We start from the raw sequence: 25,341 nt of genomic DNA on the forward strand, positions 1-25,341 counted from the left end.
ATGACGATGGCATTTCAACTATTATTGAACTTTTTCATCGCTCTCGTCTGGATGTTCATAAGCACCTCATTTACCGCTTCGACATTCATCATTGGATTCTTGATTGGTCTGCTATTAATCATTATGACGAGACGTTTTTTCCCGAACAGACTATACATTTGGCGACTTTGGGCGGCATGGAAATTAGTACTCCTCTTCTTTAAGGAGTTGACATTGTCCAATATTTCAGTGTTACAGGTCGTCCTGCGTCCGAAGTTAAATCTTCAGCCTATGATTTTCGCTTTGCCGACAGACCTTGAATATGACTGGGAAATCACATTATTATCTAGTCTGATCACATTGACTCCTGGAACGATTGTTTTGTACGTTTCGGATGATCAACGAACACTCTATGTCCACGCCATCGATGTCGATGATGTCGATGATGCAATTGACTCCATTAAAAACACATTTGAAAAAGCAATTAAGGAGGTGAGTCGACCATGACAACATTCATATGGGTTTCTCTCATTCTTGTTATCCTGTCGATTGTTGGACTATTGTATCGTCTCTACCTTGGTCCTTCAACCCCGGATCGGCTTGTTGCACTTGATGCAATTGGCGTCATGCTTATTTCAGCGATTGCTCTGCTGTCTGTCATTTTCGATACAGGGTTTTTCATGGAAGTCATCTTGCTGATTGCAATTATGTCATTCATCGGAACCGCATCATTCTCTAAATTCATTGAGAAAGGAGAGATAATTGAGCGTGATCGTAATAGCTAATATCCTCATTGTCCTAACAATCGTTGTTGGCATTGTTTTCACCATCGTGACAGTCATTGGCGTCATTCGCTTACCAGACTTGTATACAAGAGCACATGCGGCTTCTAAAAGTGCGACTCTGGGCGTGCTTAGTATTCTGTTAGGTGTATTTTTTCACTTTTGGTTGAAAGAAGGACACTTTAGTATACAACTCCTTCTTGCAATTGCATTTCTGTTTATTACCTCTCCGGTTGGCGGACATCTGATGAGTCGCGCAGCCTATATTTCGGGTGTTAAACCAACAGAACGAACTGTTGGTGACGACCTTGCGGAAGTTATCAAGCAAGCTAAACAAAAGAACCCCCCGACTCACCAGAAAGAAGATTAAAAATGCCTGTCAGCCGATAACTCGGTTGACAGGCATTTTCATCTTTTAGTAAGGCCCGTAATATCCGTATGGTTGATACGGATAGTATGAATATGGGTAGTATGGGTATGGGTACGGCGGGTATCGGTATCCGCCACCTGGAAACAATGCGCTACCTAATAAACTACCGGCAAATCCACCAATGAAAGGACCGCCAAATCCTCCAAAACCGAAACCACGGCCAAAGCCACCTCGACCGTAACCGCCGTGAAAACCTCTAGTCATAATCATTCCCCTTTCCCACTTATCTTATTCGCGTCATTCAGTGGGAAGTGGGACAATTGCCTATCAGCCTTCTAGTTCAGATTCGGCTAGACGTTCAACAAGCGTCGCTAGCGTTCGTACCATGACACCCGTTGCACCTTTTGGGCCTAAGTCATGTGCGGACTGTGCATCTGACGTTCCCGCGATATCTAGATGAATCCAAGGTGTGTTACCAACAAATTCACCGACAAACCCGCCGCCGAAGATCATATGACCGTCTCTGCCAGGTGAATTATTCAAGTCCGCTACATCACTCTTACGAATTCTCTTCTTATCATTTTCAGTAAGTGGAAGCCTCCAGACAAATTCTCCTGTTTCCATTGAAGCATGCATGAATTCTTCAAAGAAACCTTCATCGTTTGTAAGCGCTCCCGTCTTGTCCATACCGAGCGCAACGATGACGCCGCCAGTTAGTGTAGCAACGTCAATGAGGCAGCTTGCACCTGCTTGCAAAGCGTATGTAACTGCATCTGCAAGTACAAGACGCCCTTCTGCATCCGTATTGAGCACTTCAATCGTTTTTCCGCTCAGTGAAGTAATGACATCATCCGGTTTAAAGGCGTCACCAGAAACCATATTGTCTGTAGAAGCAATCACAGCAATTACATTTTTATCTGGTCGTAGCTCTCCAATGATGGTCATCGCACCAAGCACTGCAGCAGCACCACCCATATCACCTTTCATGCCAACCATTCCATCTTTTGTTTTTAAGGAATAACCCCCGGTATCATATGTAATACCTTTACCGACAAGCCCGATGACATCTTCCCATTTTTCTGTTGCGGCATATTTCATGACGATTAGCTTGGGTTCTTCTACCGAGCCTTTGTTAACAGCAAGAATTGCGCCCATGCCGAGTTCTTCCATTTCTTTTTTACCCAGAACTTCAATTTCAAAGTCATACTTTTTAGCAAGCTCACTTGCATATTCAGCCATTTTAGTTGCAGTTAAAATATTTGGCGGCATATTGACAAGGTTACGTGCTTCATTAACTGCATAAGCATGTACCTTCCCCACTTCAAATGCTGCTTTCAATTCATCTTCGTCAAATAATGACAAGAATGAGAGTTTTTCGAGTGTAACATCGCGTTCGTTTGAATCGGTACGATACCCTTCGAACTTATACAGTCCAAGTCCGATGCCTTCTGATGCCGCAAAGACGACATCAGCACATGTCAGTTTGTCGTTCGTAAATGGAGCGGTCCAAATTGCAGCAGAAGCCACTTTCAAATCTGCCAAGCCTTTGCCAACCGCTGCAAATGATTGACGCAACCGATCTTCAGTCAATTCTTTTTGCAGACCAAGCCCAATGAATAAGACACGCTTATAACCTCGTATTTCAACAGTAGGCATTTTTGTAATCGTTTTGAATTCTGTTTTAATATCGCCTGATTTTACCCATTCTGGCACACGGGGACTAAAAGAACTGACGAAACCACTCCAGCCTTCTACATTTTCAGGATGCTCCGGTACACCGATTACTAAGACATCTGCTTCTACTTTACCAAAATCAGGTTCCATAATTATGGTTTTCATTTGACTACCTCCATTTTTTAATACATTGTTTAGTATAGCGGAAATTTTCGACCGTTTATATTGATTCGTCTGGAAGGCGGACTATCGTTTTTTTGTAACATTCTCTTATGGTATACTGTTTGTATAAATTCCGTACTTTAAAAGGAGTTGAACTAGATGGTCTTATTACAAAACACCCCGCTCCTTGCGGCATTATTCGGAATCATCTTTGCTCAATTCATCAAAATTCCTATTCACTTTTTTCTTACAGGTAAACTTGACTGGAAATTGATGACCTCAACGGGTGGGATGCCCAGTTCCCATTCCGCTGCCGTCACATCTCTGACGACTGCAATCGCTTATGAAGCAGGACTTGACTCTCCTCTCTTTGCAGTCTCTGCCATCTTTGCCGTTATCGTTATGTTTGATGCGACAGGAATCCGTTACCAGGCGGGACAACAAGCACTCATTATCAATCAAATGCGTCTGGACTTCCAGACGTTCGTTCAAGAAGCGAAAGGTTGGCAGCATAAAGATGGCCAGCAAAAAATTCAAGAGTTAAAAACATTACTTGGCCACAAACCTAGTGAAGTATTTGCAGGAGCTGTCACTGGTATTCTAATTTCAGTCATTTTATATTCATTTATCATTTAATAAAAAAAGAGGGTGTATACTAGCAGTTTTATGCTTGTATACACCCTCTTTTTAAATTTAGAAAGGTAAAACTATTCAACTTGGGTTGCTGTTTAAGTGTGCTAGGCCATTCCTAAAACATTTGATAGCCTTGTTTTCTCAATAGCTTAATAACGATACCTGAAATTATCGCTCCAACCAGTCCACTTGCTAAAATAACGATATCCACAGTGTGGAGTGACATAATTTTTTCCCCAAGGAGGTTGAATGCGTATTTCGGCTTCGTGAAGTATTCTAAGACTTTCACTTCATCAATAATCAGTATGACGACAATCGGATAAATAATGGCCATCAACCAAGTCATTCGCAGAAGCATATTTAGTAGGAATCCTATACCAAAAAACATAACAATGAAAATCATGACGGATAATACAACGTGCGTTATAGAAATGGTTCCCAATGTGACTACCTCCGTTTTCCATTTATAATTTTACAGGAACGGATGAATGCTTTCAACATTACAATGCCTGTTCGATAATTTGTCGAATTTCGTTGTGGTGATAATATGATCTAGTTTCGTCATTTTATGAAGTAAGGTATATCAGAAGTATATCAGAATGGGTCACTCGGTTACTATTTTTGATGTCTTTAAATACCAATCCTATCACTTTACCGCGCTTACGCTAGAATGCACATTATCGAGGAAGTTTTAGTTCAGAGTGTACATCGTAGACCGCTTGGCGCTTTGGGGATGCCTCTCGCCATGAGCCTGGATTAACGCTTCGCATCCAGTCTCACGGCTTCGGCTACCCTTTGTCGCGCTTGCGCTGGAGTGTTCCGTTATTAATAGTAATTCTGAGATGTATGCATTGAGATTATAATGTGATTACTATTTGATACTAATTTCATTGGAGAAAAACGCACTATAGATTGCAAGTCAAATCCCCAATAAAGAAATGTGCTTTCTAAAATAGACCATCCAGCGCAGGCGCGACTTCGTGGTAGCCGGAGCGATAAGACTGAAAGTGCTCTTATTTCCGGCTTATCGCGGGAGGCATCCACAAAGCACAGAAGCGGTATTAGCAGGCTTTCTAATTCGTTCTATATACATACTGTTGTCAAACTCGCCCTCTCAGTTTATGGAAATAATATTCACTAATCTCATCCCCAATAACGAAATGTGCTTTCTAAAATAGACCATCCAGCGAAGCCGTGACTTCGTGGTAGCCGAAGCGATAAGACTGATGGAGGGACGTAGTTCAATCCCTCCATCAGTCTTATCGCTTCGGCTTATCGGAGGCCACTGAAAAAGTCCTTTATTATAATAAGAACTAGTTGATTGTAGTGGAGAGCGGCGACTCCAGCGGGAACAGCGCGAGCTGAAGACCCCACAGGAACGTAGTGACGAGGAGGCTGAAGCCGTGCCCGCGGAAAGCGTCCGCTCGGAACGGAAATCAACGGGATTGAAGGAAACCGGACTTTTTCAGTGCCCTCACTTTTCGCGGAAGGCATCTCCAAAGCGCAAGAGCGGTATTAGCGGGAACTAATTCTATCCATTGCATTGGGAATTTCCTCAAAAAAAAGCACCCGCCGTAAAACTGGCGAGTGCTGAAATGCATATTATTTAAGCAAGTTGAACTTACCTTTTTTCAGCGTCAATCCTACTCCACCAATCATGAAGAGCGCACGGTTATCAACCATTTTCTTCATGAATGAAGCTTTTGTACCTGTAACTTTTTTACCGAATACTTCACCAATAGCGTCGTTGTCACCAAGTGAACAAAGACTACCTTTAAGATCCGGTGTGAATTCTGAAGTAGCTTCGCCTTTCATCAGCGCGATTAGGTTATTCGCACACATGTCACCTTGTTGCATTGCAATTTGTGCAGTAGGAGGATAAGGACGATTAACTGCTTCATTGATCATTAGTGCACAGTCTCCAATGATGAATACATCAGAGTACCCTGGAGCCCGAAGATCTTTGTCAACTTTAACACGAGCACGCATGTTTTCGATACCTGTCTCTTCAATCAGACGATTACCACGAACACCCGCAGCCCAAACGACTGTACCGGCTTTGATGAATTCAAATTCATCATCACCTTTTTTAATATTGACGCCTTCAGGAGTAGCTTCAACAACTGGCGTACCAATTGAGAATTCGATTCCTTTAGAGTTCAATTGTTTTACTGCATAATCCACAAGTTCAGGATCAAATCCTGGAAGAACCATTGGAGCTGCTTCTACGCAAAGGACTCGTACTTTTTCTTGTGGAACGTCGAACTCTTTACATAATTCAGGAACACGGTTACCAAGTTCACCGAGGAACTCAATACCTGTAAAACCTGCGCCGCCAACAATGATTGTCAGACGGCTATCGTCTTTAACTTCTTCAATTGACCATGTCGCGAATTGATATTCAATATGTTCGCGAATTTGACGAGCAGCTTTTACGTTCGCAATAGACAACGCATATTTATCAAGACCTGGGATACCGAATGTTTCTCCTTCGAACCCAAGTGAAATTACTAGGTAATCGTATGAATGTGTACCGACATTTGTTGTTACAACTTTCCCATTAACGTCGATAGCTTGAACTTCAGCTTTAACGAATTTAACTTTATTGCTGTTAATAACGTCTTTGATATCATACCGAACAGATTCAGGAGACATTGTCCCTGCTGCGGCTTCATGAAGCCAAGTCGATTCGTAATGGTAATCATTTTTATTTATTAGAACGATATCTACATCGTCCGCACCTAGAGATTTCTGCAAATTAACAATAGCCGATAAACCACCGTAACCTGCACCCAATACTAAAATTGTCGGTCTATTCACGAAGATCGAAACCACCTTTGATTTTTTTATATGCCCGGCCCAGGTGAAATCGGTTACATTGACGATTTACACAGTCCTGGCCTTTGTCATTTTTTCGACAAACTTCTATTTCTAATAGTAGCCCTTTTGAAACGCCTTTTCAATAGTATATTTGAAATAGAATTTTTTTGAAAATACTGACAAAAACAGAAAGTTCTCTAAACGGTAAAAAATCCTTCCCAAACAAAATTCAGGAAGGATGTGCTATTCAATCAGCAGTCTGCTGGAGCTCCTGCTTTCTTAGCAGTTCTAAATGATGTACCGCAACCGCATGACGCGATAGCGTTCGGGTTATTTATTATGAATCCGCCCCCCATGAGGGACTCTTTATAGTCAACTTGTGTGCCTTCAAGAACGCCTGCATCCTCACTCGAAACAAGAATTTGTAAACCATGCTGCTCGAGCAAAATGTCGTCAGCTGATTTTTCACTCTCAAAACCCATTCCGTATGTCAGACCACTGCATCCTCCGCCGTTCACAGCGACACGTAGAAATGATCCTTCTTCCTCATTATGACGCATCATTTCCCTAACATGAATTGCTGCTGCTTGTGTAACTTCAACAACCTGTGTCATTCGTGTTCACCTTCCCTTTGTTTTCTTTTCCTTATCATAACAAGGAATTCAGCCATAACGCAATCATAATAGCTCGTGTGTTTTGAAATATACGTTATAATAGAATATACTAGTTCGAAAGGAAGATTCAAGTGAAAATCTGCCCATTTTACGATAAAAAGGTAGTATATTTCCATTATAATAATCGTTTTACAACTTCGAAAATGAATTCAAGATTTACCCGAGTCTCTTCCTAATGAGAGTAACTTTAAACCTGTCTATCCTGATCCCGCTATAGAAAGATGAGGAAATCACCTTTTGACAATTGCAGTTTTCGAAATTTTATGGAGAATCGGATATACTGAAGGGACCGTCCTCGGTTTTTAACGTGTCCTGGAAAGCCAGTGTACTTCAGCCGAACCAAAAATCATCGAACTAGCGAAAGAGTTAGGCAGGAAATTTGAACTTTGAAATAAAAAGACGGACCAATTTTCGGTCCGCCTAAAGGTTACATTAAAATACTTGTTCTACTTCAACGACTCCTGGAACTTCTTCCAGAAGAGCCCGCTCAATACCAGCCTTTAACGTTATTGTAGAGCTTGGGCAACTACCGCAAGCACCGAGAAGGCGTAGTTTCACGATACCATCCTCAATATCCACAAGTTCACAGTCTCCTCCATCACGAAGGAGGAATGGGCGTAATTTATTTAAAACTTCTTGTACTGGTTCAGTAAGCATTGTATCTGTCATTGTTTTTTAACTCTCCTTTCCTTATACTTATTATAAACTGGAAAGAAGAAAAAATCCATCATTCAAATCGGAAGGGGACAAAAAAATGAGTAAAAGCAATGCAATCATTGAAATTTATGGTGCAGATATTATTTGTGCCAGCTGTGTTAACGCACCTTCATCAAAGGATACATATGAGTGGCTGCAGGCAGCCATTGATAGAAAGTATCCTAATCAGCCATACGTAATCGACTACATCGACATCGAATCAGAAGTTACAGACGAAAAACATAAACATATTTCACAACAAATACAAGAGGATGTATATTTCTATCCGCTCGTTATGATCAATGACGAAATGATTGGTGAAGGTTATATTCAATTGAAGCCTGTATTTACTGCCCTTGAAAAGCATGGCTATGTTGCAACTGAATGAAATGATAATGCTTCAGTTTAATTGAGAACACAAAACACCCCTTCCCGCAGTCATGAATGCGAGTTAGGGGTGTTTTGTATCTGATTTATTATAGAAAAATGCCACCGCAAAGATTAAAAATCGATACGGTAACATCTAAGGAATTGTGGTACTGTGAGTTGGTAACGTATTTTAAAGTCTCTCAAACGTTTATGTGACCACGTTTAATGGCACTCTTATCCGTTATGCCATTTATACATCCAAAGAACGCCTGACTTCAATAGTCTTGCAATACGACCTGTTACGGTACGATCAGCAAGATATGCAAAGCCCTGCTTCTTACCAAGGGATCCAAGGAAACCTTTCAGCTTGATTTCAGGCATTTTCTCCGGTAAAGGTTCGTTGTTCCAGACGTTGCGCAGTACGCGTACAATCTGTTCCGCTTGTTCCTCAGCTACTTGTGCACTTGGTGCGTAAGGAAGCGCTGCGCAGTCCCCCACGACGTATACATCATTAAATTCAGGGAGCTGATGGTACATATTTAATTTAACGCGACCTGAACTGTCTTTTTCTGTATCAATATTTTCGACAGGCGCAACTGGACGAATTCCAGCTGTCCAAACAACAGCATCTACGGCAATCGTTTCTTCATGATTATAAAGCGTGGTTGGTTCCACTTTTGTAATGTTGGAGCTCGAAACAACGTCAACATTATGTTCATCAAACCATCCCTTGACATAATTACTGAGTCTCTCAGGGAAATCCCTTAAAATACGCGGTCCGCGATCGAACAATTTGATATTCAAATCCGGTCTACTTTCCCGCAGCTCACTTGCAAGCTCGATTCCACTTAAACCCGCTCCGACGATACCTATCGTAGCTCCGCCTCCAAGACCTAGGAGTTTCTCATAAGTAATCCTGGACTTACCAATTGTCTGGATACTATATGTATATTCCGAAGCACCTGGCACGTCATGATAATTATCTTCACATCCTAGTCCAATAACAAGTTCATCAAACTTTATTTGCACGCCGTCGTCTAGATAGACACACTTTTCATCTGGTCTAATTTCGATAATTTCTCCACCGATAACTTTAAGTCTCTCATGTGTAGGAAGCGTAACGCGCACAATAGAATCCGATACCGTCCCTGACGCCAGCGCATAAAACTCTGTTTTCAAACTATGAAACGGTGTCCGGTCGACTAGTGTTATTTCTACATCTTCAGGAAGATCCTTTGTTAATAAACGAAGTAAGATACGCATATTCCCATATCCAGCACCTAAAAGCACAAGTTTTCTCATAATTTTTTCTCCTTTGTAAAACAATAATCCGTTGTTTTCCCAAATTCGATTATAACAGTTTGTGACACCTTTCACAATAAGACACGATTATTGACGAAAGAGGTAAAAAAGTGTAGGATTCCAAATAGGCGAGGTGATCATCGTGAATCCAATTGTCGAATTTTGCATGAGTAATATTGCAAATGGTTCACAGGAAACATTCGAGAAGTTGGAGAAAGATCCGGGTCTTGATGTTCTCGAATATGGCTGTTTAAGTTATTGCACTAAATGTACTGATACGCTTTACGCAATTGTAAATGGTGAAATTGTTGAAGCTGAGACAAATGACGAACTAACAGAACGTATCTATCAATTCATAGAAGACAATCCGCTCTTTTGAGCATTATGGCTACCCGTCAATCATTAACGGGTAGCTTTTTAGATTTAGAACTCCAATAATGTTTGATAGGAATATGTCGGTTTCTGTCTTTTCCCTATACCCTCTTCCAAGGAAGTAACTCCCCCTGCAACGTGAACGGTATCAATGCCAAAACGAATTCCCGCTTGTATATCCGTATCGTAATTATCACCAATCATAATCATCTCTTTTTTTAAGTAGTCATTCTCTTGCTGAATGAACTCAAGCATATATGACTCGGGTTTACCAACGAATAACGGAGATACACCACTTGCGTTTTCCAGCAACTTTACGAATGATCCATTTCCAGGGACAAGTCCTCTCTCTGTCGGAAACGCTTTGTCGCTGTTCGTCGCGATGAATTTTGCACCCTTACGTAATGCAAGACAGGCATCAGCCAATTTAGCATAGGTTATACTACGATCAATCCCCATGATGACAATGTCTGGATTCTCCACTGTGAGCTCTATACCTTCAATTGCCAACGCTTCTTCCAATCCTTCTTCACCAATCATCATGACTGATGCGCCTTGAAAATTTTCCTTGCAGTACTTTGCAGCCGCAATGGCGGAAGTCATAATGTGCTTTCGATTTGCTTTAACTCCAAATGCTGCCAACTTCTCCTGAAGACGCAAGCGTGTCATAGAAGAATTATTAGTTACAAAATAAGGTTCCAAACCACTATTTTGTATTTTCTCAATAAAAGAGACCGCTTCCGGAATTGGTTCGATACCTCTGTAAACAGTCCCATCAAGGTCAAGGCAAATTGCTTTATAATTAGTAATACTCATTTATCTTCCGGGTAGAAAGCGGAGACTGGTCCGAGTTCATTTTCTAGGTAGTGGCGAACTTTAGTAGGGAATATTAGAAGTTCTTCCATCGATGCATTGAGTACGTTCTCAATCTCATTCACATCAATTTTGGTGAAATCACGGACAATCATTTTTCTTAACTCAATTACCCGTTTTAACGGATCTGCCATTTCCTTTGTAATAACTCGTTCATCTTCCATGATGTCGATAATATCTTCATAACTTCCTGGATCACGCATGATAAAACCGTCAATCATCGAGTTCCCGACATCAATAATCGATTCAATGATTACATGTGTTATCCGTTCAAGCGCAAGTGAATGAATTGTATCCTCTTGCCACTCACTTCCTTTTCTATATAACGCCAGCAAACTTTCCATATGGCTAAGTGATTCGCTAATTTGATTACGGTCGACAAAATACACTGACTTTCCCTCCTGATTGTTTAGACTATCTTATAATAATACTACATCTGATTCGATGAATTGAAAAGACCCGCGTGCGGATTTGGCATCCACTCGCGAGCCGGTTTACTCAGTAACCTCGGTTACCTGTATTTCTGGTGTTTCCGGAGTTTGCAGTACTTTTATTGTCTCCTGAATTTCCGGTTTAACCTTTTCCATTTTTTTCAATACGAAATAAGCACAGCCAAAATTACAGTATTCATACAAATAATCTTGTAATGTGTTAATTTTTGTTTCATACGTTGCTTTCTGGTTGGTATCATCGAAAAAACCTTTTAAACGGAGTTGTCCGTATCCCCAGTCACCAAGTATATAATCGTATTTAAGGAGCACGTCACTATATCTTGCAAGTAACGCTTCTTCATTAAATCCCTCACGGTAGTCAGTCATTATATCGAACTTCCAACTATCAATTACTATCATTCAACTTTCACCGCCAATTTAGCTTTGCAGTGCTGTTTCAAGTAGTTCATCACCTTGACGCTGCCTTTCCTTTGCGGCCGCGTTCACCTGTTCATCAGCATGGTAACTCGAACGTACAAGCGGACCAGCCTGACAGTGTGAGAACCCTTTAGACATTGCAATTTTTCTTAACTCCTCAAATTCTTGAGGCGAATAATACTTTTGTACTTTTAAATGTTTTTTAGTAGGCTGTAGATACTGGCCTATAGTCATTATATCAACTTTATGGGAGCGAAGGTCATCCATTGTCTCGAGAATTTCTTCATGTGTTTCACCAAGCCCTAACATCAATGAAGATTTTGTAGGGATGTCTGGCTGCATTTCTTTTGCACGGAGTAAAAGTTCGAGTGATCTGTCATAAGTTGCACGTGCACGAACTCTCGGCGTTAAGCGACGTACCGTTTCAATGTTATGGTTCAGAATATCCGGTTTGGCGTCCATAAGACGTTCCAGATTCTCATATACACCGCCCATATCTGATGGCAGTACTTCAACAGTTGTAAACGGATTTTTTCTACGTATTGCACGAATTGTTTCAGCGAAAATTGCAGATCCTCCGTCTTTCTGGTCATCACGCGCTACCGCAGTAACAACTGTATGCTTTAGATTCATTAGAGCTACAGAATCCGCCACACGTTCCGGTTCTGCAATATCAAGTTCCGTAGGCAATCCTGTTTTAACTGCACAAAAACGGCATGCACGTGTACACACAGCACCCAGAATCATGAATGTAGCAGTTCGACGCTCGCCCCAGCATTCATGGATATTTGGACAACGTGCTTCTTCACATACAGTATTTAAGTTATTTTCTCGCATCATTTTTTTAAGGTCTGTATAATTTTCATTCGTATTAAGCTTAATTTTTAACCAATCGGGCTTTCTTACATGTTCGGTTCTATTTCCTTGTTCCGGCTTGCATGACACGTCGACCGACTCCATTCCTCTGAACTTTTAATGTATTTCAACTACTGTTGTCAATGTATCATATATTTAGACTTCAAACAACCGTCATAACGCTATAATTCTGACTCTTATTAGTTATTAAAAAAAGGTAGCGCTTGTATCCTGCGCTACCTTTCTTCAATCAATGTCCACCCAAATAAGCTTTCTTAATCTCTTCACTGGCCTGTAATTCCTCTGCAGTTCCTGACAAAATAACTCGACCTGTTTCTAGGACATATGCCCTATCCGCAATTGATAATGCCATATTTGCATTTTGTTCAACAAGAAGAATTGTCGTTCCTTCTTTATTAATATCCCTAACAACTTGAAATATTGTTTTTACCATTAAAGGCGCAAGTCCCATTGACGGCTCGTCTAAGAACAGTAACTTTGGTTTAGCCATGATAGCTCTTCCCATCGCCAACATTTGTTGTTCTCCACCGGACAAGGTTCCAGCCGATTGCTTACGCCGCTCATGCAAGCGAGGGAAGATTTCATATACTTTTTGGAAGTCCTGTTGAATACCCGCTTTATCTTTTCGTAGAAATGCACCTAATTCGATATTCTCTTCAACACTCATTTCTGCGAATACTCGTCTTCCTTCAGGAACGTGGGAAATTCCCGCCTTTACGATAGACTGAGCGGGTTTACCCACTATTGACTGGTCCATGTATTCAATGGATCCCACTTTAGGCTTCAATAAACCGGATAATGTTTTCAACAATGTACTCTTCCCAGCGCCATTCGCACCGATCAATGTAACAATTTCACCCTGATCCACATTCAATGAAACGCCTTTAAGGGCATGGATACTACCGTAATATACGTTTAAGTTTTCAACTTTTAACATGCTCATTCGTGAACTTCCTCCCCTAAATAAGCCTCGATCACTTTCGGATTATTACGGATTTCTTCAGGAGTTCCTTCAGCAAGGAGTACACCGTGGTCCAATACGTAAATACGTTCACAAATTCCCATAACCAAATTCATATCGTGTTCAATCAACAAAATGGTTAGATTAAACTTTTTACGAACAAAAGCGATTAACTCCATTAATTCTTTCGTTTCCTGCGGATTCATTCCAGCTGCCGGTTCATCAAGTAGTAGCAACTGTGGTCCTGTGGCTAACGCTCGTGCAATTTCCAGCCTGCGCTGTTTCCCATATGCCAGGTTCTTTGCATCTTCATCTTTATATTTATCCAGTTCGAAAATTTTCAGAAACTCCATCGCTTTTTCTTCCATTTCTTTTTCACCAGCGAAATGGGAAGGAAGGCGTAACATAGAACTCAGAACAGAATGCTTTGCTAGTGAGTGATAAGCTACTTTTACATTATCCAAAACAGATAGCTCATTGAACAATCGGATATTTTGAAACGTCCGACCAATTCCTCTACGGGTTACTTGAAAAGGAGCCATCCCATTAATGCGTTTTCCATTAAATAATATATCGCCTTCAGTGGGTGTATAAACGCCCGTCAAAAGGTTGAAACTCGTTGTCTTACCTGCACCATTTGGTCCAATTAGACCAATTAGTTCGCCTTGATTGATTTCCATGTTAAAATTCGAAACAGCTTTCAGCCCGCCAAACTGTATACCGACATCTTTAATTTTAAGTAACGGTTCACTTGTCATGCTGGCTGCCTCCTTTCGAACCTCTCCACAATTTGAAGTAATCCGTTATTTCCATTGTACCCATTAAACCTTTTGGACGATAAAGCATCACGATGATGAGTACAAGACTATAGATGATCATCCGTGTCTCAGGATAACCTTGCAAGAACGTGGACACTATCGTTAACAAAACCGTTGCAACAATTGCGCCTGACAAACTTCCTAAACCGCCCAACACTACATAAATCAGGATATCAATGGACTTTAAGAATCCGAAGTTTGAAGGTTGAATGATATAAAAGTTATGAGCATATAATGCGCCTGCGATACCAGCAAAGAAAGAACCAATCGCGAACGCCAATACTTTATAATACGTTGTGTTTATCCCCATTGCATCGGATGCAATTTCATTTTCACGAACAGAGATACAAGCTCGACCATGTCTTGAATTTGTAAAATTGACGATAACGACAATTGTGACGAAAAGACAGATAAATGCAGAAGTCCATGTAGTTGCATGCGTAACTTGCATCCCCGCTGCTCCGCCCACATATTCGATATTCAAAAATACTATTCGAATGATTTCCGCAAAACCAAGTGTGGCGATCGCAAGGTAATCCCCGCGTAGCCGCAAACTAGGTATTCCTATTATCAACCCTGCAATTGTAGCAATTAGTCCTGCGGCTAGTATAGCAACCGGAAATGGTAGGTTAAGTTTCATTGTCACGATGGCAGAGATATATGCACCAACTGCCAAGAACCCAGCATGACCAAGTGAAAACTGTCCTGTAATACCAATTACTAAATGCAAACTGACCGCAAGCATTATATTAATGGCCATAAAAATTAATGTATTAGAGTGAAAGGTATTCAATATGCCTACATTAAGAAGCACTTGAACAACTGTATAAACGATTAGAGATGAAGCAACAAATGACCAAAACTGTTTCGACTTTTTCATGACTTTGTTTCACCTACACTTTCTCACGTGTATTTTTACCAAAGAGTCCAGACGGTTTGAAGATGAGTATTAAAATCAATATGACGAATGCCGCGGCATCTCTCCATAGAGAGAACCCGAGCGCACTGACAAACGTTTCTACAACTCCAAGCACAAGACCTCCAGCCATGGCACCTGGAATAATTCCAATTCCACCAAGGACAGCAGCAACGAATGCTTTCAAACCAGGAATAATACCCATTAATGGGTCAATCTTTGTATAATAAATACCGAAAATAACGCCCGCTGCACCAGCTAAAGCTGATCCAATCGCAAACGTAGCCGAGATTGTGTTGTCGACATTAATCCCCATAAGCTTAGCTGCTTCAGCATCATAGGAAACAGCTCGCATCGCTTTTCCGATTTTTGTTTTATGTACAATGAATTGTAGAATGATCATTAGAGTAACAGAAACAGATAAAATTAAGATTGCTTGACTGCTGATTTGAGCACCGAAAAAATCAAAAGATTTATTGCGTAATACTTCAGGATACGCATCAGGTTGCGCACCACGCATATAAATAACACCATTTTGAATTAGAAGAGAAACCCCTATTGCTGTAATCAATGCAGCAATTCTCGTTGCATTCCGTAATCTCTTATAAGCGATTCGTTCAATAAGAACGCCAATAATTGCACAGGAAACCATTGATAATAGTAATGCAGGGATAAACCCGAGTCCCCAACCAGCAATGGAGTAATACCCAATAAACGCACCTATCATAAATATTTCACCATGCGCAAAGTTAATCAATTTTATGATCCCATAAACCATTGTGTAACCTAGTGCAATTAACGCATAAATGCTACCGAGTGAAATACCGTTTATTAGCTGTTGTAACCATTCCATGAACTTCTCACTCCTTTTCCAGCTCTAAAGTAAGGATTAAAAAAGAATGGGAGGAGGACATCCTCCCCCCATTCTTACAGTTTAAATTAAGGATTAACTTTTGTTTTAAAGACTTGTTCGCCATCTTTGAATTCAAGAATAGTAGCAGATTTGATTGGGTGATGATTTTCATCAACCGAATACAATCCAGTGATCAATTCAAGATCTTTCGTTTCAGCAAGGGCATCTTTAATTTTGACTGAATCCGGACCGCCTGCGCGTTTGATAGCATCAGCTAAAAGATACACTGTATCGTAACCTAGTGCGTTGAATGCATCAGGTGATTTACTGAATTTCTCATTGAACTTATCGTTAAAGTCTTGAATGATGCCATCTGGATCTTCAGATGAATAGTGATTTGTTGTGAATGTATTGTTCAATGCATCTGCACCAGCAAGCTCAATTAGAGTAGGAGAATCCCATCCATCTGCTCCCATTAGTGGAACATCGATACCCATTTCACGAGCCTGTTTAACGATTAGTCCTACTTCTTCATAATATCCAGGGATGAAGATGAATTCAGGATTCGCGGCTTTAATACGAGTTAGTGTTGAACGGAAATCAGAATCCTTACCTACGTAAGATTCTTCAGCAATAATTTTACCGCCTGCTTTTTCAAAATCTTTTTTGAATGATGCAGCAAGACCTTTTGAATAATCGCTTGCATTATCAGTGAAAATCGCTACGTTTTTAACACCAAGATCGTTAGCCGCAAAGTTTGCTGCAACCGTTCCTTGGAATGGATCGATGAATGAAGTACGGAAAACGAATTCATTCACACTACCGTCTTCTTTGACTGTTACTGTAGGGCTTGTTCCAGATGGGCTGATAAGCGGTGTTTCGTTGCCGTTCGCAATTTCAGCCTGTGCAACAGTAGCACCACTCGTTGCCGCACCGATGATTGCAACTACTTTATCCTGAGTGATCAATTTAAGTGCTGCACTCGTAGCCTCAGCAGGATCGGATTTATTATCAACTTTCACAAGTTCGATTTCTTGACCATCAATTCCGCCATCTGCGTTTATTTCTTCAACAGCAAGTTCAATTCCTGATAACTCTGAAGTACCATAAGAAGCAACATTACCTGACAATTCAAGGTTGACCCCGATTTTAATCGTATCGCCATCCTTAGAGCCGCCTGTGCTTCCTTCGTCAGCCTTCTCTCCTGCACAGCCTGCCAGTATTCCGACAGCTAGTGCTGAAACGGCAAATACACTTACAAATTTTTTCATTTTCAAATGAAATCCCCCTTTTTATTGATATTTCTGATAATTCAAATCGTTCCATCCCTTATAAGAAAACTAACGATTCTCCTTTTCTAGAAATATCACTTTTTTCCTACTTACAAGCCCATTGTAAAACAAACTTCTTATTCAGTCTATAGCAATTTTCATATAATTATATTTCACTGAATAAAATATTCGACCTAGTAAATTATTACAGTTATTTTTTGTATTATTATCACTAGATTAAATCCAGTTTATTCCTCCTTTACGATCACATAGGACCAAAAAATAGTGTTTTATTAATCTCATATCACTTTTTGGTCTTAATGCCTAGTATATACACCTATCAGACTATTGTCAAAACATTTTTTTGTTAGAAAACTATTATTATTATAATAAAAAAGCGGTAGCCTAAGCCACCGCTTTTTAGTATAAGATTATCAATACTATTAATGTGCCACTTTAGTAGCCCGCATTGTCCAGACAGTAAAAAATACTAACAAAATAATAATAACGCCAACGAGTCCGATCCAGATCGAACCTGTAATGCCTAGAATGATATAGCCCATCGCAGCGATTACAGCACTAATTAGCGCGTAAGGAAACTGTGTCGAAACATGATCAATATGGTTACATCCTGCACCTGTAGCAGATAGAATCGTCGTATCAGAAATCGGCGAAGCGTGATCTCCGAATACAGCCCCCGCAAGAACTGCAGCAAGCGCCGGCAGTAACATTTCCGGTGCCGCTTCAATCATGATTGTTCCCGCAATCGGCAGAAGAATACCGAACGACCCCCAAGAACTTCCGGTTGAAAAAGCCATAATGCAAGCAAGTATGAACATAATAACAGGCAAGAATGAAACCGGTATATTTGATTTCATTACAAGGTCAGATAAGAATAGACCCGTTTCAAGTGTTCCGATTAAGAACGATAGTGACCAAGCAAAAATAAGGATTAAAACAGGCGGCATCATAGAATTCATTCCATTTATAAACGCACTGCCCATAAGCGAAAAGCTCGCCGTTTCATTATTTTTCATCTGCTGCATATATAACGCTGCTGCAACTAGCGTAGCTATAATTCCACCCGCCAACAATGAAAGTGCGACATCCGTACTTTCAAAGATCGAGAAGATATTCATCGATCCTCCGATTAGATAGCCAGACACAAACATCGCCGCAAATGTTACTACAACGAGTGTGACAATCGGCGCAACAAGATCTCGTACGCGGCCATGCGAATGTACAGGAAATTCCTCTTTCAATTGACCCGGAATTTCTTTGTCAGGGTCAAATAATTGGCCTGTTTCAGTTGCAAGTTGTTCATGTTTCTTCATATCGAATAGATCGAAATTGGTCCATGCAAGGAAGAATACCATTGCGAGTGTTGCGATAACGTAAAAATTCATGGGTGCCATCATTACGAACGCGGATAATGGCGAATAACTGATTGCTGCTGCACCGCCAAATATAAGGGCGAGTTGTCCGATTAAAAAGGCACCCCAGCTTGAAATTGGTGAAATCACACAAATCGGTGCTGAAGTCGAGTCGATGAAATAAGCCAATTTCGCTCTTGAAACCCGGTGCTGATCCGTAATCGGACGCGCGATTTGTCCCACTGCCAATGCATTGAAATAATCATCCACAAAAATAGCAAGACCGAGTGATACCGTGAGCAATTTTGCCCCACGTTTTGTTTTAATATGGCGTACTGCCCATTCTGCAAATGCTCTGCTACCTCCAGACAAGCTAACGAAAGCAGTGATAACACCTAAGAGCAGGATAAATAGAACAATATAAATATTTGCCGTATTTAGTCCACCATCCCAAAATGTCGCTTTAATGGATTGCCATAAAATGCTCAGCGTTTCTACAGGAGCGAATGAAGCCGCTAGCAAAGCACCTGAGACAATTCCTGCACCTAGCGATAACAGCACCCTTTTTGTTGCAAACACCATAATAATGGCGATTAGTGGTGGTAATATTGATACCCAAGTTCCAATCATTTTCTATTCCTCCATTTTGTCGGGTCGAGGCCCTTTAAGGGGGAATACAAAAAACCGACTGCTAATTACACTTCTCGAGTGTAATTGGAGCCGGCTTTATCTACGTTTCGTTTGTTGGATAAATAATACAGCTTATCTAACTCACGACTTGTAGCTCATCATACATGTTCTTAAGACGTATGACAGTGTTATCCCTATTCGGAACAACCCCAGCCTGATAGATCTCGACGATCTTACCACGCTTCGGCAAAGCTTCCTTTTGCACACGGTCATCGGTGTCAATCTCGCGTGTGTGACTAATAAGCAATGCAGCCTCTACCCAATCGATATTTCTAATCCTCTAATAGCCTATCAGTTATCCGCAGCATTTTCAAGTATTCTTCTTCACTCATATTCAGTGCTTAACGGAACTTCAACCGAAGGAGCATTATCGGTTCCATTATTGTAGATTTGAGGCACCTTACCTTGAATAAGCCCCATGGCTACCGGAATTTTTTGATTAATAACACTTTTTTCAGTTGCAAGCGGAACAATAATCTGGACATTGACTGTTAATAATATATTCACTTCAACGTAGGCACTGTTTATACCAAAAGGAAGAATTTCCGTATCGATTGTCGCACTGACATCACCAATGACATGGAAACGAATCGGAATCTTAGGACCCAAGTTTCCTAGCAATGGAATATTCGTCGCTTGACCGATAGGAACGAAGAAGACGACTCCTCCTTGAGTTTCCATTGCATCGGGATCGAATTTGATTTCATTCTGTGGGGGTAATATATCAAGATTTCCCTCCGAAGCTTGTTGTAAATGGGACTCGACAAGCGTTTGGGTTTCAGCCAACACCCTGTTAATCACTTCCGTGTTAAACTTCCATGTAACAACACCCGTAGATTCATTGGGAATATCCACGATGATATCATTGACGTCGAGCACAGTAGCAACCCTAGAATTGATGGCCTTACTAATAACATGTGAGGCTATTCTTTGCGTCTGTACTTCTGCATATTGGACATATATTGGAGTAAGCCTCATATTGACTACATAAAAAAACAAGAAAACTGCTATAAAAAATGTAGGTACCAAAATAGGTAATAGTCTACGCTTTTTTTTCCTGGTTTTCCTGGTTCTTCTGGTGACTTGCCCCTGAAATTTCAAAACGACTCCTCCTGCTTTTAAGCTATGCAGGAATTGAGCCGTTTATTCTTAAGCAATATGCGAACAGTACCAATGATTAAGACTTAAAATGTTCGGTCCCGTACCAACCAAGCACATCTCTAATCAACTCAGGCATGTAATACTCTACCTCTGCATGTCTGAGAGATGGAAAGAAATGTCCAAACGTAAACATATCTAATGTTGCAAGCGTATATTTTTGACCTGGTACGACCTCACGATTTCCCGCAAAAAGTTGTCCATGTCTATTCTGATATAATCTTTCATAAATCATCGCGCCCATTAATGTGCCCCGGAAACCAAGGCCCTTGATTTCAATTTGTGGCCAATCCTTATTTAAAGAAAGCTTATATACTTCTATAAGTTCGACTCCATCCAGTGTGATGAGACACGGGTTTATGGGATGTGGCAGAAGTGAATGTAAATCGCCTTTCGTCACCCACCCTTTATCGAGACTACCTAGGAAAATCCCTGCGTTAAACATGGCACAATCAGCCTGTGTATAGGCAATGAGTGCCCGACCGAAGAACGAGGATAAGGGGCTACCCTCAAACAGATTCTGTTGCAACCGTGAAGGATTATCAAAGACCTTATCTTCCATCGCCCTTTTCCCAAGTTGTATTAAATGATTCGATTGGACGATATCCTCTTCACTTCTTTTAACCAAATCCGCCCTAACCAGTTCTGCGTCGATAGTGAGAGTCCTTTTTGTGCTGCTAGCAACTTTCAATGTCACATGACCCACATACTCACCATATTTACCCGTTGCAGCCAATAATGTATCCCCAATCAGCTTGCCTTCATGGAAAAGGTGATGCGTGTGCGCACCGAAAATGATATCAATCTCTGGACACTCCACTGCGAGTTGCTCGTCTTCATGAATACCCATATGCGATAAGCAAACGATTAGGTCCGTTTCTGATGCAAGCTGTTTGGCAATGCCCATTAAACTTTCGCGGGGTGGTGTAATTTTCCAGCCTAGTTTTGAATAGAACGCCTGATATTCTGCAGTCGCTCCGATAACGCCAATTTTCGTTCCACTGGCAGTAACATAAATTTTGTAAGGTTTTGCCCATTTCGGACGATTTCCATCCTCTTCAAACAAATTACTTAGAATGACCTCAAAACGAGCATCTGCGTAAAGTGAGTTTAATGCAGCTTTCGACATTGTGATTCCTTCATTATTACCTATCGTAACTGCATCATAACCAGCTTCATTCAACAGTCTAACATTTCCTTGTCCTTTCGTTCCCTCCGTAAATGGATGTGAACGATCCACATGATCACCGATGTCGAATACGTAACAAGCCTCACCATTTAATAAGTGTTCATTCTTTTCATCACAAAGAAACCGGCAAATCTGTGGCCAGCTTTCAAAATGACTGTGGATATCGTTTGTATGATAAAAGTGAATCACTTCAATTTGATTCATATGTCACCCCAAAAGTCCTTCAATAATCGATCTGACTCCAAGTAAAAGCAAAATAATACGTAGTGCAACAACGACTGTTTCCGATTTCATTTTCTGGTTCAGCCGAGCTCCGATTTTGGCTCCAATGTATGCGGCCGGAATGACCGGAATCGTATATAACCAAGGAACATTACCGAGCGATATATGTGTAATCGAGTTGACAATCGCCGATAAGAAAACCATGAACATTGATGTACTGACTGCAACATGGGGCGGAAATAAAAAGAGTAACATCATGGCTGGTACTAGAATTGAACCACCACCGATGCCAAAAAGACCTGACGCAAATCCAACACCAAATGTTAGGATCAATGCAAACCAGACAGGAAATCCATAGACATAGGTCTCATCCATATTATCTGTAAACGTCCTCTTTTTACCATGATTTACAAACCAATCAACCGGTTTTAAATGCTTACGGACCAAAAGAATGATTGATAAAATAATTAATAAAATGCCGAAATAAAGATTAAACGATGGCAAATCGAGCCCTTTATTGACAAAAGCACCTAGGAGAGTCCCCGGAACACTTCCCAGGAAAAAGATATATCCACTCCTAAAATCAATTGTTTTGCCCTTCATATAAGAAAGCGTCGAAGCCAGTCCTGTGAAAATCATCATAATGACAGAAAGCCCGACAGCCGTTTGTGGTGTAATTCCATCTATCAAGCCCAGATTAATACCGACAAATAATGTCGCCGGCACAAGGATGACTCCGCCTCCCAAACCCACGAGTGCACCAATAATCCCTGCCGCAAGACCGATAACGGCTAATAAGAAATACTCCATTACCATTCTCCTTCAAACAAGTCGAGCTGTTTTGATGTTAGACTTTCATAATTAATGTTAAGTACCTTTTGTAGCCGTTTAGCATTTTGAGCTGCATGGCCACCTGAGTTATTGTTAAATATAACGAACATTTTAGAAGTTTCTTGTTTGAGCTTTTCAACCGCTAACTGGATTTCATGGAGTTCAGCGTCATTATAGTTATATAAGTAACGCACTTTACGCCAAGCCTGATCATCACCAGTCGTGTTACGCCACCCAGATACATTTCTACCATGTAATCTAAAAAGCACTTTATCAGAGCGTGTTGTTACAGGTACAAGCGGAATGCTTCCTTCTCCTGCTTGTGGTTCGTCACACACTGAATGAATGACATTCATATCAGTAAGAAAACGTAAAGTCTGTTCTCTAAACGCAGGAGAATACCAAGATTGATGTCTAAATTCAACAGCAATATCAAATCCATGTAATTGATTGCATACTTGTCGGATTTTAGTGACATTCACTTTATTACAATCAAACCACGGAGGAAATTGGACTAATATCATTGCGAGTTTTCCTGCCTCCTGAAGGGGCGTCATCGACAATCGGAACAAATTGTACATTTCATCGACGGTTGCATAAGGTAGTTTACCCCGATGATGACCCGTCATTCCTTGATATGCTTTAACGATAAAAGTGAAATCATTTGGCGTCTCCGTTATCCATTTCCGAATATTGCGTTCTGGCTGAATGGCATAAAAAGTAGCATCGAGTTCTACGATTGGAAAGTGTGAACTATAGTCAATGAGCTTCTCTGTCTTTGAGGAGGATAGGTTGTATACGTCAGGATGGTCTCCCCAACCGGTCAGTCCGATATGGATCATCCTTCTCTGCCCCTTTCAAATGAATCGATACTAATATATTAACATAGATGGACAACAGATTTGATGAACTCTACACCCACAAACTATTCTTTCTATATAGTCGGCACTTAACAAATAGGTTGTTCTTCCAACACTGCTTTGTCGCTTGGTGATGGCCTCACGCAATAAGCCCGTCAGAAGATCACTTGGGAGGGATTGAACTGCATCCCTCCTTGGTCTTATTGCTCCGGCTCACACTTGTCGCTCCTTCGCTAGAATTGTTCGTTATACTGGTGGGGTAAACCACCTAAAGCCTAATATATATGTAGAGACAGAAAAACCGGCCCTGGTGGCCGGTTTTTCTTGTTTAAATTACCCGATTGAACCTTCCATTTCAAACTTAATGAGACGGTTCATTTCTACAGCATATTCCATCGGTAGTTCTTTTGTGAATGGCTCGATGAAGCCCATGACGATCATTTCAGTTGCTTCAAGCTCAGGAACACCGCGGCTCATCAAGTAGAAGAGCTGCTCCTCTGATACTTTAGAAACTTTCGCTTCGTGTTCAAGTGAAATGTTATCATTCAGGATTTCATTATATGGAATCGTGTCGGAAGTCGACAGTTCATCCATAATAAGTGTGTCACACTCGATATTTGCACGTGCACCATCCGCTTTACGTCCAAAGTGTACGATTCCGCGGTATGTTACTTTACCACCGTGTTGTGAAATTGATTTCGACACGATTGTAGATGACGTATTTGGTGCAAGGTGATGCATTTTAGCTCCAGCATCTTGGTGTTGACCTTTTCCTGCAAGTGCGATGGAAAGTGTCATACCGCGAGCGCCTTCGCCTTTTAGTATAATCGCTGGGTATTTCATCGTTAATTTTGAACCAATGTTGCCATCGATCCATTCCATTGTTGCGTTCGCATCACAAACCGCGCGCTTCGTAACAAGGTTATAAACGTTATTTGCCCAGTTTTGGATTGTCGTATAACGGCAGTATGCATCTTTTTTAACGATAATTTCTACGACCGCACTATGCAATGAGTTCGTTGTATAAACAGGCGCTGTACATCCTTCAACATAATGGACACTTGCCCCTTCATCTACAATGATCATAGTACGTTCGAACTGACCCATATTTTCTGAGTTAATACGGAAATAAGCTTGAAGTGGTGTTTCTACTTTAATGCCTGGTGGAACATAGATGAACGATCCACCCGACCATACAGCAGAGTTCAATGCAGCAAACTTATTGTCAGAGTTAGGGATAATTGTTCCCCAATACTTTCTGAACAGTTCTTCGTCTTCCTTAAGTGCTGAATCTGTGTCTTTAAAGACGATTCCAAGGTCAACAAGTTCCTGTTTCATGTTATGGTAAACAACTTCAGATTCGTATTGTGCTGAAACACCCGCAAGGTATTTTTGTTCAGCTTCAGGAATTCCGAGTTTATCAAACGTACGTTTGATTTCTTCCGGTACTTCATCCCATGAGCGCTCTGCACCTTCAGATGGTTTAACGTAATAAGTAATCTCATCGAATTTAAGGGAGTTTAAATCTCCACCCCATTGAGGCATTGGCATTTTATAGAACATCTCCAATGATTTCAATCGGTAGTCAAGCATCCACTTAGGTTCGTCTTTCATACCTGAGATTTCCTCAACGATTTCTTTAGTTAAACCACGTTCCGAACGGAAAACAGAGACGTCTTTATCAGAAAACCCATATTTGTAATCGCCGATATCCGGCATTTTTTTAGCCATTACTATTCCTCCGTCCT

At 40.9% G+C, this 25,341-nt stretch carries 28 protein-coding genes and 1 riboswitch; of the genes, 6 read left to right on the top strand and 22 right to left on the bottom strand.

Annotated features, from left to right (window positions below):
* Nucleotides 1-6 precede the first annotated feature (6 nt).
* Genes AC1TO6_RS13945 through mnhG form a run of 3 tightly spaced genes read left to right on the top strand, consistent with a single transcriptional unit; the run spans nt 7 to nt 1,131 of the window.
* On the top strand, nt 7-486 hold the full coding sequence (locus tag AC1TO6_RS13945) for a Na+/H+ antiporter subunit E (protein ID WP_482102225.1): 480 nt from the start codon (nt 7-9) through the stop codon (nt 484-486).
* Nucleotides 483-764, top strand: a complete 282-nt coding sequence (locus AC1TO6_RS13950) for a Na(+)/H(+) antiporter subunit F1 (RefSeq protein ID WP_482102226.1) — start codon at nt 483-485, stop codon at nt 762-764. The genes AC1TO6_RS13945 and AC1TO6_RS13950 overlap by 4 nt, the downstream gene beginning before the upstream one ends.
* A complete protein-coding gene (gene mnhG, locus AC1TO6_RS13955) occupies nt 748-1,131 on the top strand; it encodes a monovalent cation/H(+) antiporter subunit G (RefSeq protein WP_482102355.1) in 384 nt (127 codons plus the stop codon). The genes AC1TO6_RS13950 and mnhG overlap by 17 nt, the downstream gene beginning before the upstream one ends.
* 45 nt (nt 1,132-1,176) lie before the next feature.
* On the opposite strand, the gene AC1TO6_RS13960 is transcribed toward mnhG, so the two are convergent.
* Both AC1TO6_RS13960 and AC1TO6_RS13965 read right to left on the bottom strand, forming a co-directional pair.
* Nucleotides 1,177-1,395, bottom strand: a complete 219-nt coding sequence (locus AC1TO6_RS13960; protein WP_482102227.1) for a hypothetical protein — start codon at nt 1,393-1,395, stop codon at nt 1,177-1,179.
* Nucleotides 1,396-1,458: 63 nt separating this feature from the next.
* Complete coding sequence (locus tag AC1TO6_RS13965) at nt 1,459-2,970, bottom strand: leucyl aminopeptidase (protein WP_482102228.1); 1,512 nt, start codon at nt 2,968-2,970, stop codon at nt 1,459-1,461.
* Nucleotides 2,971-3,126: 156 nt separating this feature from the next.
* Here AC1TO6_RS13965 and AC1TO6_RS13970 point away from each other — a divergent pair, with 156 nt between their 5' ends.
* Nucleotides 3,127-3,603, top strand: coding sequence for a divergent PAP2 family protein (locus tag AC1TO6_RS13970; RefSeq protein WP_482102229.1), 477 nt, complete (start codon nt 3,127-3,129; stop codon nt 3,601-3,603).
* 112 nt (nt 3,604-3,715) lie between these two features.
* Here AC1TO6_RS13970 and AC1TO6_RS13975 read toward each other — a convergent pair whose 3' ends face one another.
* The 4 genes from AC1TO6_RS13975 to AC1TO6_RS13990 all read right to left on the bottom strand — a co-directional run bounded on the left by AC1TO6_RS13975 (nt 3,716) and on the right by AC1TO6_RS13990 (nt 7,763).
* Nucleotides 3,716-4,042 (bottom strand): YuiB family protein, encoded by a 327-nt coding sequence (locus AC1TO6_RS13975; RefSeq protein WP_482102230.1) that lies wholly within the window; start codon nt 4,040-4,042, stop codon nt 3,716-3,718.
* Between the two features lie 1,160 nt (nt 4,043-5,202).
* A complete protein-coding gene (locus tag AC1TO6_RS13980) occupies nt 5,203-6,420 on the bottom strand; it encodes an NAD(P)/FAD-dependent oxidoreductase (RefSeq protein WP_482102231.1) in 1,218 nt (405 codons plus the stop codon).
* 251 nt (nt 6,421-6,671) lie between these two features.
* Entirely contained in the window at nt 6,672-7,034 is a 363-nt protein-coding gene (locus AC1TO6_RS13985) for a HesB/IscA family protein (protein ID WP_482102232.1), read from the bottom strand.
* Between the two features lie 492 nt (nt 7,035-7,526).
* Nucleotides 7,527-7,763 (bottom strand): NifU family protein, encoded by a 237-nt coding sequence (locus AC1TO6_RS13990; protein WP_482102233.1) that lies wholly within the window; start codon nt 7,761-7,763, stop codon nt 7,527-7,529.
* 85 nt (nt 7,764-7,848) lie between these two features.
* Between AC1TO6_RS13990 and AC1TO6_RS13995 the strand changes: the two genes are divergently transcribed.
* Nucleotides 7,849-8,178 (top strand): YuzD family protein, encoded by a 330-nt coding sequence (locus AC1TO6_RS13995; protein ID WP_482102234.1) that lies wholly within the window; start codon nt 7,849-7,851, stop codon nt 8,176-8,178.
* A gap of 215 nt (nt 8,179-8,393) precedes the next feature.
* Here the strand turns inward: AC1TO6_RS13995 and AC1TO6_RS14000 are convergent, their stop codons facing one another.
* Nucleotides 8,394-9,461, bottom strand: coding sequence for an NAD(P)/FAD-dependent oxidoreductase (locus AC1TO6_RS14000; protein ID WP_482102235.1), 1,068 nt, complete (start codon nt 9,459-9,461; stop codon nt 8,394-8,396).
* 142 nt (nt 9,462-9,603) lie between these two features.
* Here AC1TO6_RS14000 and AC1TO6_RS14005 point away from each other — a divergent pair, with 142 nt between their 5' ends.
* Nucleotides 9,604-9,840 (top strand): YuzB family protein, encoded by a 237-nt coding sequence (locus AC1TO6_RS14005; RefSeq protein ID WP_482102236.1) that lies wholly within the window; start codon nt 9,604-9,606, stop codon nt 9,838-9,840.
* Between the two features lie 44 nt (nt 9,841-9,884).
* Here AC1TO6_RS14005 and AC1TO6_RS14010 read toward each other — a convergent pair whose 3' ends face one another.
* The 15 genes from AC1TO6_RS14010 to sufB form a co-directional block, all read right to left on the bottom strand.
* Entirely contained in the window at nt 9,885-10,649 is a 765-nt protein-coding gene (locus AC1TO6_RS14010) for a TIGR01457 family HAD-type hydrolase (RefSeq protein ID WP_482102237.1), read from the bottom strand.
* Nucleotides 10,646-11,095: a DUF86 domain-containing protein gene (locus AC1TO6_RS14015; protein WP_482102238.1), complete on the bottom strand. Its 450-nt coding sequence runs from the start codon at nt 11,093-11,095 to the stop codon at nt 10,646-10,648. The genes AC1TO6_RS14010 and AC1TO6_RS14015 overlap by 4 nt, the downstream gene beginning before the upstream one ends.
* A gap of 105 nt (nt 11,096-11,200) precedes the next feature.
* Nucleotides 11,201-11,557, bottom strand: a complete 357-nt coding sequence (locus AC1TO6_RS14020; protein ID WP_482102239.1) for a YutD family protein — start codon at nt 11,555-11,557, stop codon at nt 11,201-11,203.
* Between the two features lie 18 nt (nt 11,558-11,575).
* Nucleotides 11,576-12,535, bottom strand: coding sequence for a lipoyl synthase (gene lipA / locus AC1TO6_RS14025; protein WP_482102240.1), 960 nt, complete (start codon nt 12,533-12,535; stop codon nt 11,576-11,578).
* A 145-nt stretch (nt 12,536-12,680) separates the two neighbouring features.
* Nucleotides 12,681-13,388 carry an ABC transporter ATP-binding protein gene (locus AC1TO6_RS14030; RefSeq protein ID WP_482102356.1) on the bottom strand — a complete coding sequence of 236 codons (708 nt, stop codon included), beginning with the start codon at nt 13,386-13,388 and terminating at the stop codon, nt 12,681-12,683.
* Nucleotides 13,389-13,390: 2 nt separating this feature from the next.
* Entirely contained in the window at nt 13,391-14,170 is a 780-nt protein-coding gene (locus tag AC1TO6_RS14035) for an ABC transporter ATP-binding protein (RefSeq protein WP_482102241.1), read from the bottom strand.
* Complete coding sequence (locus AC1TO6_RS14040; RefSeq protein ID WP_482102242.1) at nt 14,160-15,110, bottom strand: branched-chain amino acid ABC transporter permease; 951 nt, start codon at nt 15,108-15,110, stop codon at nt 14,160-14,162. Before AC1TO6_RS14040 ends, AC1TO6_RS14035 begins: the two co-directional genes overlap by 11 nt.
* 13 nt (nt 15,111-15,123) lie before the next feature.
* Nucleotides 15,124-15,999 carry a branched-chain amino acid ABC transporter permease gene (locus AC1TO6_RS14045; RefSeq protein ID WP_482102243.1) on the bottom strand — a complete coding sequence of 292 codons (876 nt, stop codon included), beginning with the start codon at nt 15,997-15,999 and terminating at the stop codon, nt 15,124-15,126.
* An 86-nt stretch (nt 16,000-16,085) separates the two neighbouring features.
* On the bottom strand, nt 16,086-17,270 hold the full coding sequence (locus tag AC1TO6_RS14050) for an ABC transporter substrate-binding protein (protein ID WP_482102357.1): 1,185 nt from the start codon (nt 17,268-17,270) through the stop codon (nt 16,086-16,088).
* Nucleotides 17,271-17,713: 443 nt separating this feature from the next.
* Complete coding sequence (locus tag AC1TO6_RS14055) at nt 17,714-19,273, bottom strand: Na+/H+ antiporter NhaC family protein (protein ID WP_482102244.1); 1,560 nt, start codon at nt 19,271-19,273, stop codon at nt 17,714-17,716.
* Between the two features lie 143 nt (nt 19,274-19,416).
* Nucleotides 19,417-19,599: riboswitch (Lysine riboswitch) on the bottom strand.
* Between the two features lie 58 nt (nt 19,600-19,657).
* Nucleotides 19,658-20,434, bottom strand: a complete 777-nt coding sequence (gene yunB, locus AC1TO6_RS14060) for a sporulation protein YunB (protein WP_482102245.1) — start codon at nt 20,432-20,434, stop codon at nt 19,658-19,660.
* Nucleotides 20,435-20,510: 76 nt separating this feature from the next.
* Complete coding sequence (locus tag AC1TO6_RS14065; protein WP_482102246.1) at nt 20,511-21,884, bottom strand: bifunctional metallophosphatase/5'-nucleotidase; 1,374 nt, start codon at nt 21,882-21,884, stop codon at nt 20,511-20,513.
* A 3-nt stretch (nt 21,885-21,887) separates the two neighbouring features.
* Nucleotides 21,888-22,712, bottom strand: a complete 825-nt coding sequence (locus AC1TO6_RS14070; protein ID WP_482102247.1) for a sulfite exporter TauE/SafE family protein — start codon at nt 22,710-22,712, stop codon at nt 21,888-21,890.
* Nucleotides 22,712-23,575 (bottom strand): DUF72 domain-containing protein, encoded by an 864-nt coding sequence (locus tag AC1TO6_RS14075; protein ID WP_482102248.1) that lies wholly within the window; start codon nt 23,573-23,575, stop codon nt 22,712-22,714. Before AC1TO6_RS14075 ends, AC1TO6_RS14070 begins: the two co-directional genes overlap by 1 nt.
* A 351-nt stretch (nt 23,576-23,926) precedes the next feature.
* Nucleotides 23,927-25,324: a Fe-S cluster assembly protein SufB gene (gene sufB / locus AC1TO6_RS14080; RefSeq protein ID WP_482102249.1), complete on the bottom strand. Its 1,398-nt coding sequence runs from the start codon at nt 25,322-25,324 to the stop codon at nt 23,927-23,929.
* Nucleotides 25,325-25,341: the final 17 nt, after the last annotated feature.

Source organism: Sporosarcina sp. Y352 (assembly GCF_056786535.1).

Coding starts and splice junctions, on each gene's coding strand:
- AC1TO6_RS13945 (WP_482102225.1), top strand. CDS start 7: ATGGCATTTCAACTATTATTGAACTTTTTCATCGCTCTCGTCTGGATG.
- AC1TO6_RS13950 (WP_482102226.1), top strand. CDS start 483: ATGACAACATTCATATGGGTTTCTCTCATTCTTGTTATCCTGTCGATT.
- AC1TO6_RS13960 (WP_482102227.1), bottom strand. CDS start 1,395: ATGACTAGAGGTTTTCACGGCGGTTACGGTCGAGGTGGCTTTGGCCGT.
- AC1TO6_RS13965 (WP_482102228.1), bottom strand. CDS start 2,970: ATGAAAACCATAATTATGGAACCTGATTTTGGTAAAGTAGAAGCAGAT.
- AC1TO6_RS13970 (WP_482102229.1), top strand. CDS start 3,127: ATGGTCTTATTACAAAACACCCCGCTCCTTGCGGCATTATTCGGAATC.
- AC1TO6_RS13985 (WP_482102232.1), bottom strand. CDS start 7,034: ATGACACAGGTTGTTGAAGTTACACAAGCAGCAGCAATTCATGTTAGG.
- AC1TO6_RS13990 (WP_482102233.1), bottom strand. CDS start 7,763: ATGACAGATACAATGCTTACTGAACCAGTACAAGAAGTTTTAAATAAA.
- AC1TO6_RS13995 (WP_482102234.1), top strand. CDS start 7,849: ATGAGTAAAAGCAATGCAATCATTGAAATTTATGGTGCAGATATTATT.
- AC1TO6_RS14000 (WP_482102235.1), bottom strand. CDS start 9,461: ATGAGAAAACTTGTGCTTTTAGGTGCTGGATATGGGAATATGCGTATC.
- AC1TO6_RS14010 (WP_482102237.1), bottom strand. CDS start 10,649: ATGAGTATTACTAATTATAAAGCAATTTGCCTTGACCTTGATGGGACT.
- AC1TO6_RS14020 (WP_482102239.1), bottom strand. CDS start 11,557: ATGATAGTAATTGATAGTTGGAAGTTCGATATAATGACTGACTACCGT.
- lipA (WP_482102240.1), bottom strand. CDS start 12,535: ATGGAGTCGGTCGACGTGTCATGCAAGCCGGAACAAGGAAATAGAACC.
- AC1TO6_RS14030 (WP_482102356.1), bottom strand. CDS start 13,388: ATGTTAAAAGTTGAAAACTTAAACGTATATTACGGTAGTATCCATGCC.
- AC1TO6_RS14035 (WP_482102241.1), bottom strand. CDS start 14,170: ATGACAAGTGAACCGTTACTTAAAATTAAAGATGTCGGTATACAGTTT.
- AC1TO6_RS14040 (WP_482102242.1), bottom strand. CDS start 15,110: ATGAAAAAGTCGAAACAGTTTTGGTCATTTGTTGCTTCATCTCTAATC.
- AC1TO6_RS14045 (WP_482102243.1), bottom strand. CDS start 15,999: ATGGAATGGTTACAACAGCTAATAAACGGTATTTCACTCGGTAGCATT.
- AC1TO6_RS14050 (WP_482102357.1), bottom strand. CDS start 17,270: ATGAAAAAATTTGTAAGTGTATTTGCCGTTTCAGCACTAGCTGTCGGA.
- AC1TO6_RS14055 (WP_482102244.1), bottom strand. CDS start 19,273: ATGATTGGAACTTGGGTATCAATATTACCACCACTAATCGCCATTATT.
- AC1TO6_RS14065 (WP_482102246.1), bottom strand. CDS start 21,884: ATGAATCAAATTGAAGTGATTCACTTTTATCATACAAACGATATCCAC.
- AC1TO6_RS14070 (WP_482102247.1), bottom strand. CDS start 22,712: ATGGAGTATTTCTTATTAGCCGTTATCGGTCTTGCGGCAGGGATTATT.
- AC1TO6_RS14075 (WP_482102248.1), bottom strand. CDS start 23,575: ATGATCCATATCGGACTGACCGGTTGGGGAGACCATCCTGACGTATAC.
- sufB (WP_482102249.1), bottom strand. CDS start 25,324: ATGGCTAAAAAAATGCCGGATATCGGCGATTACAAATATGGGTTTTCT.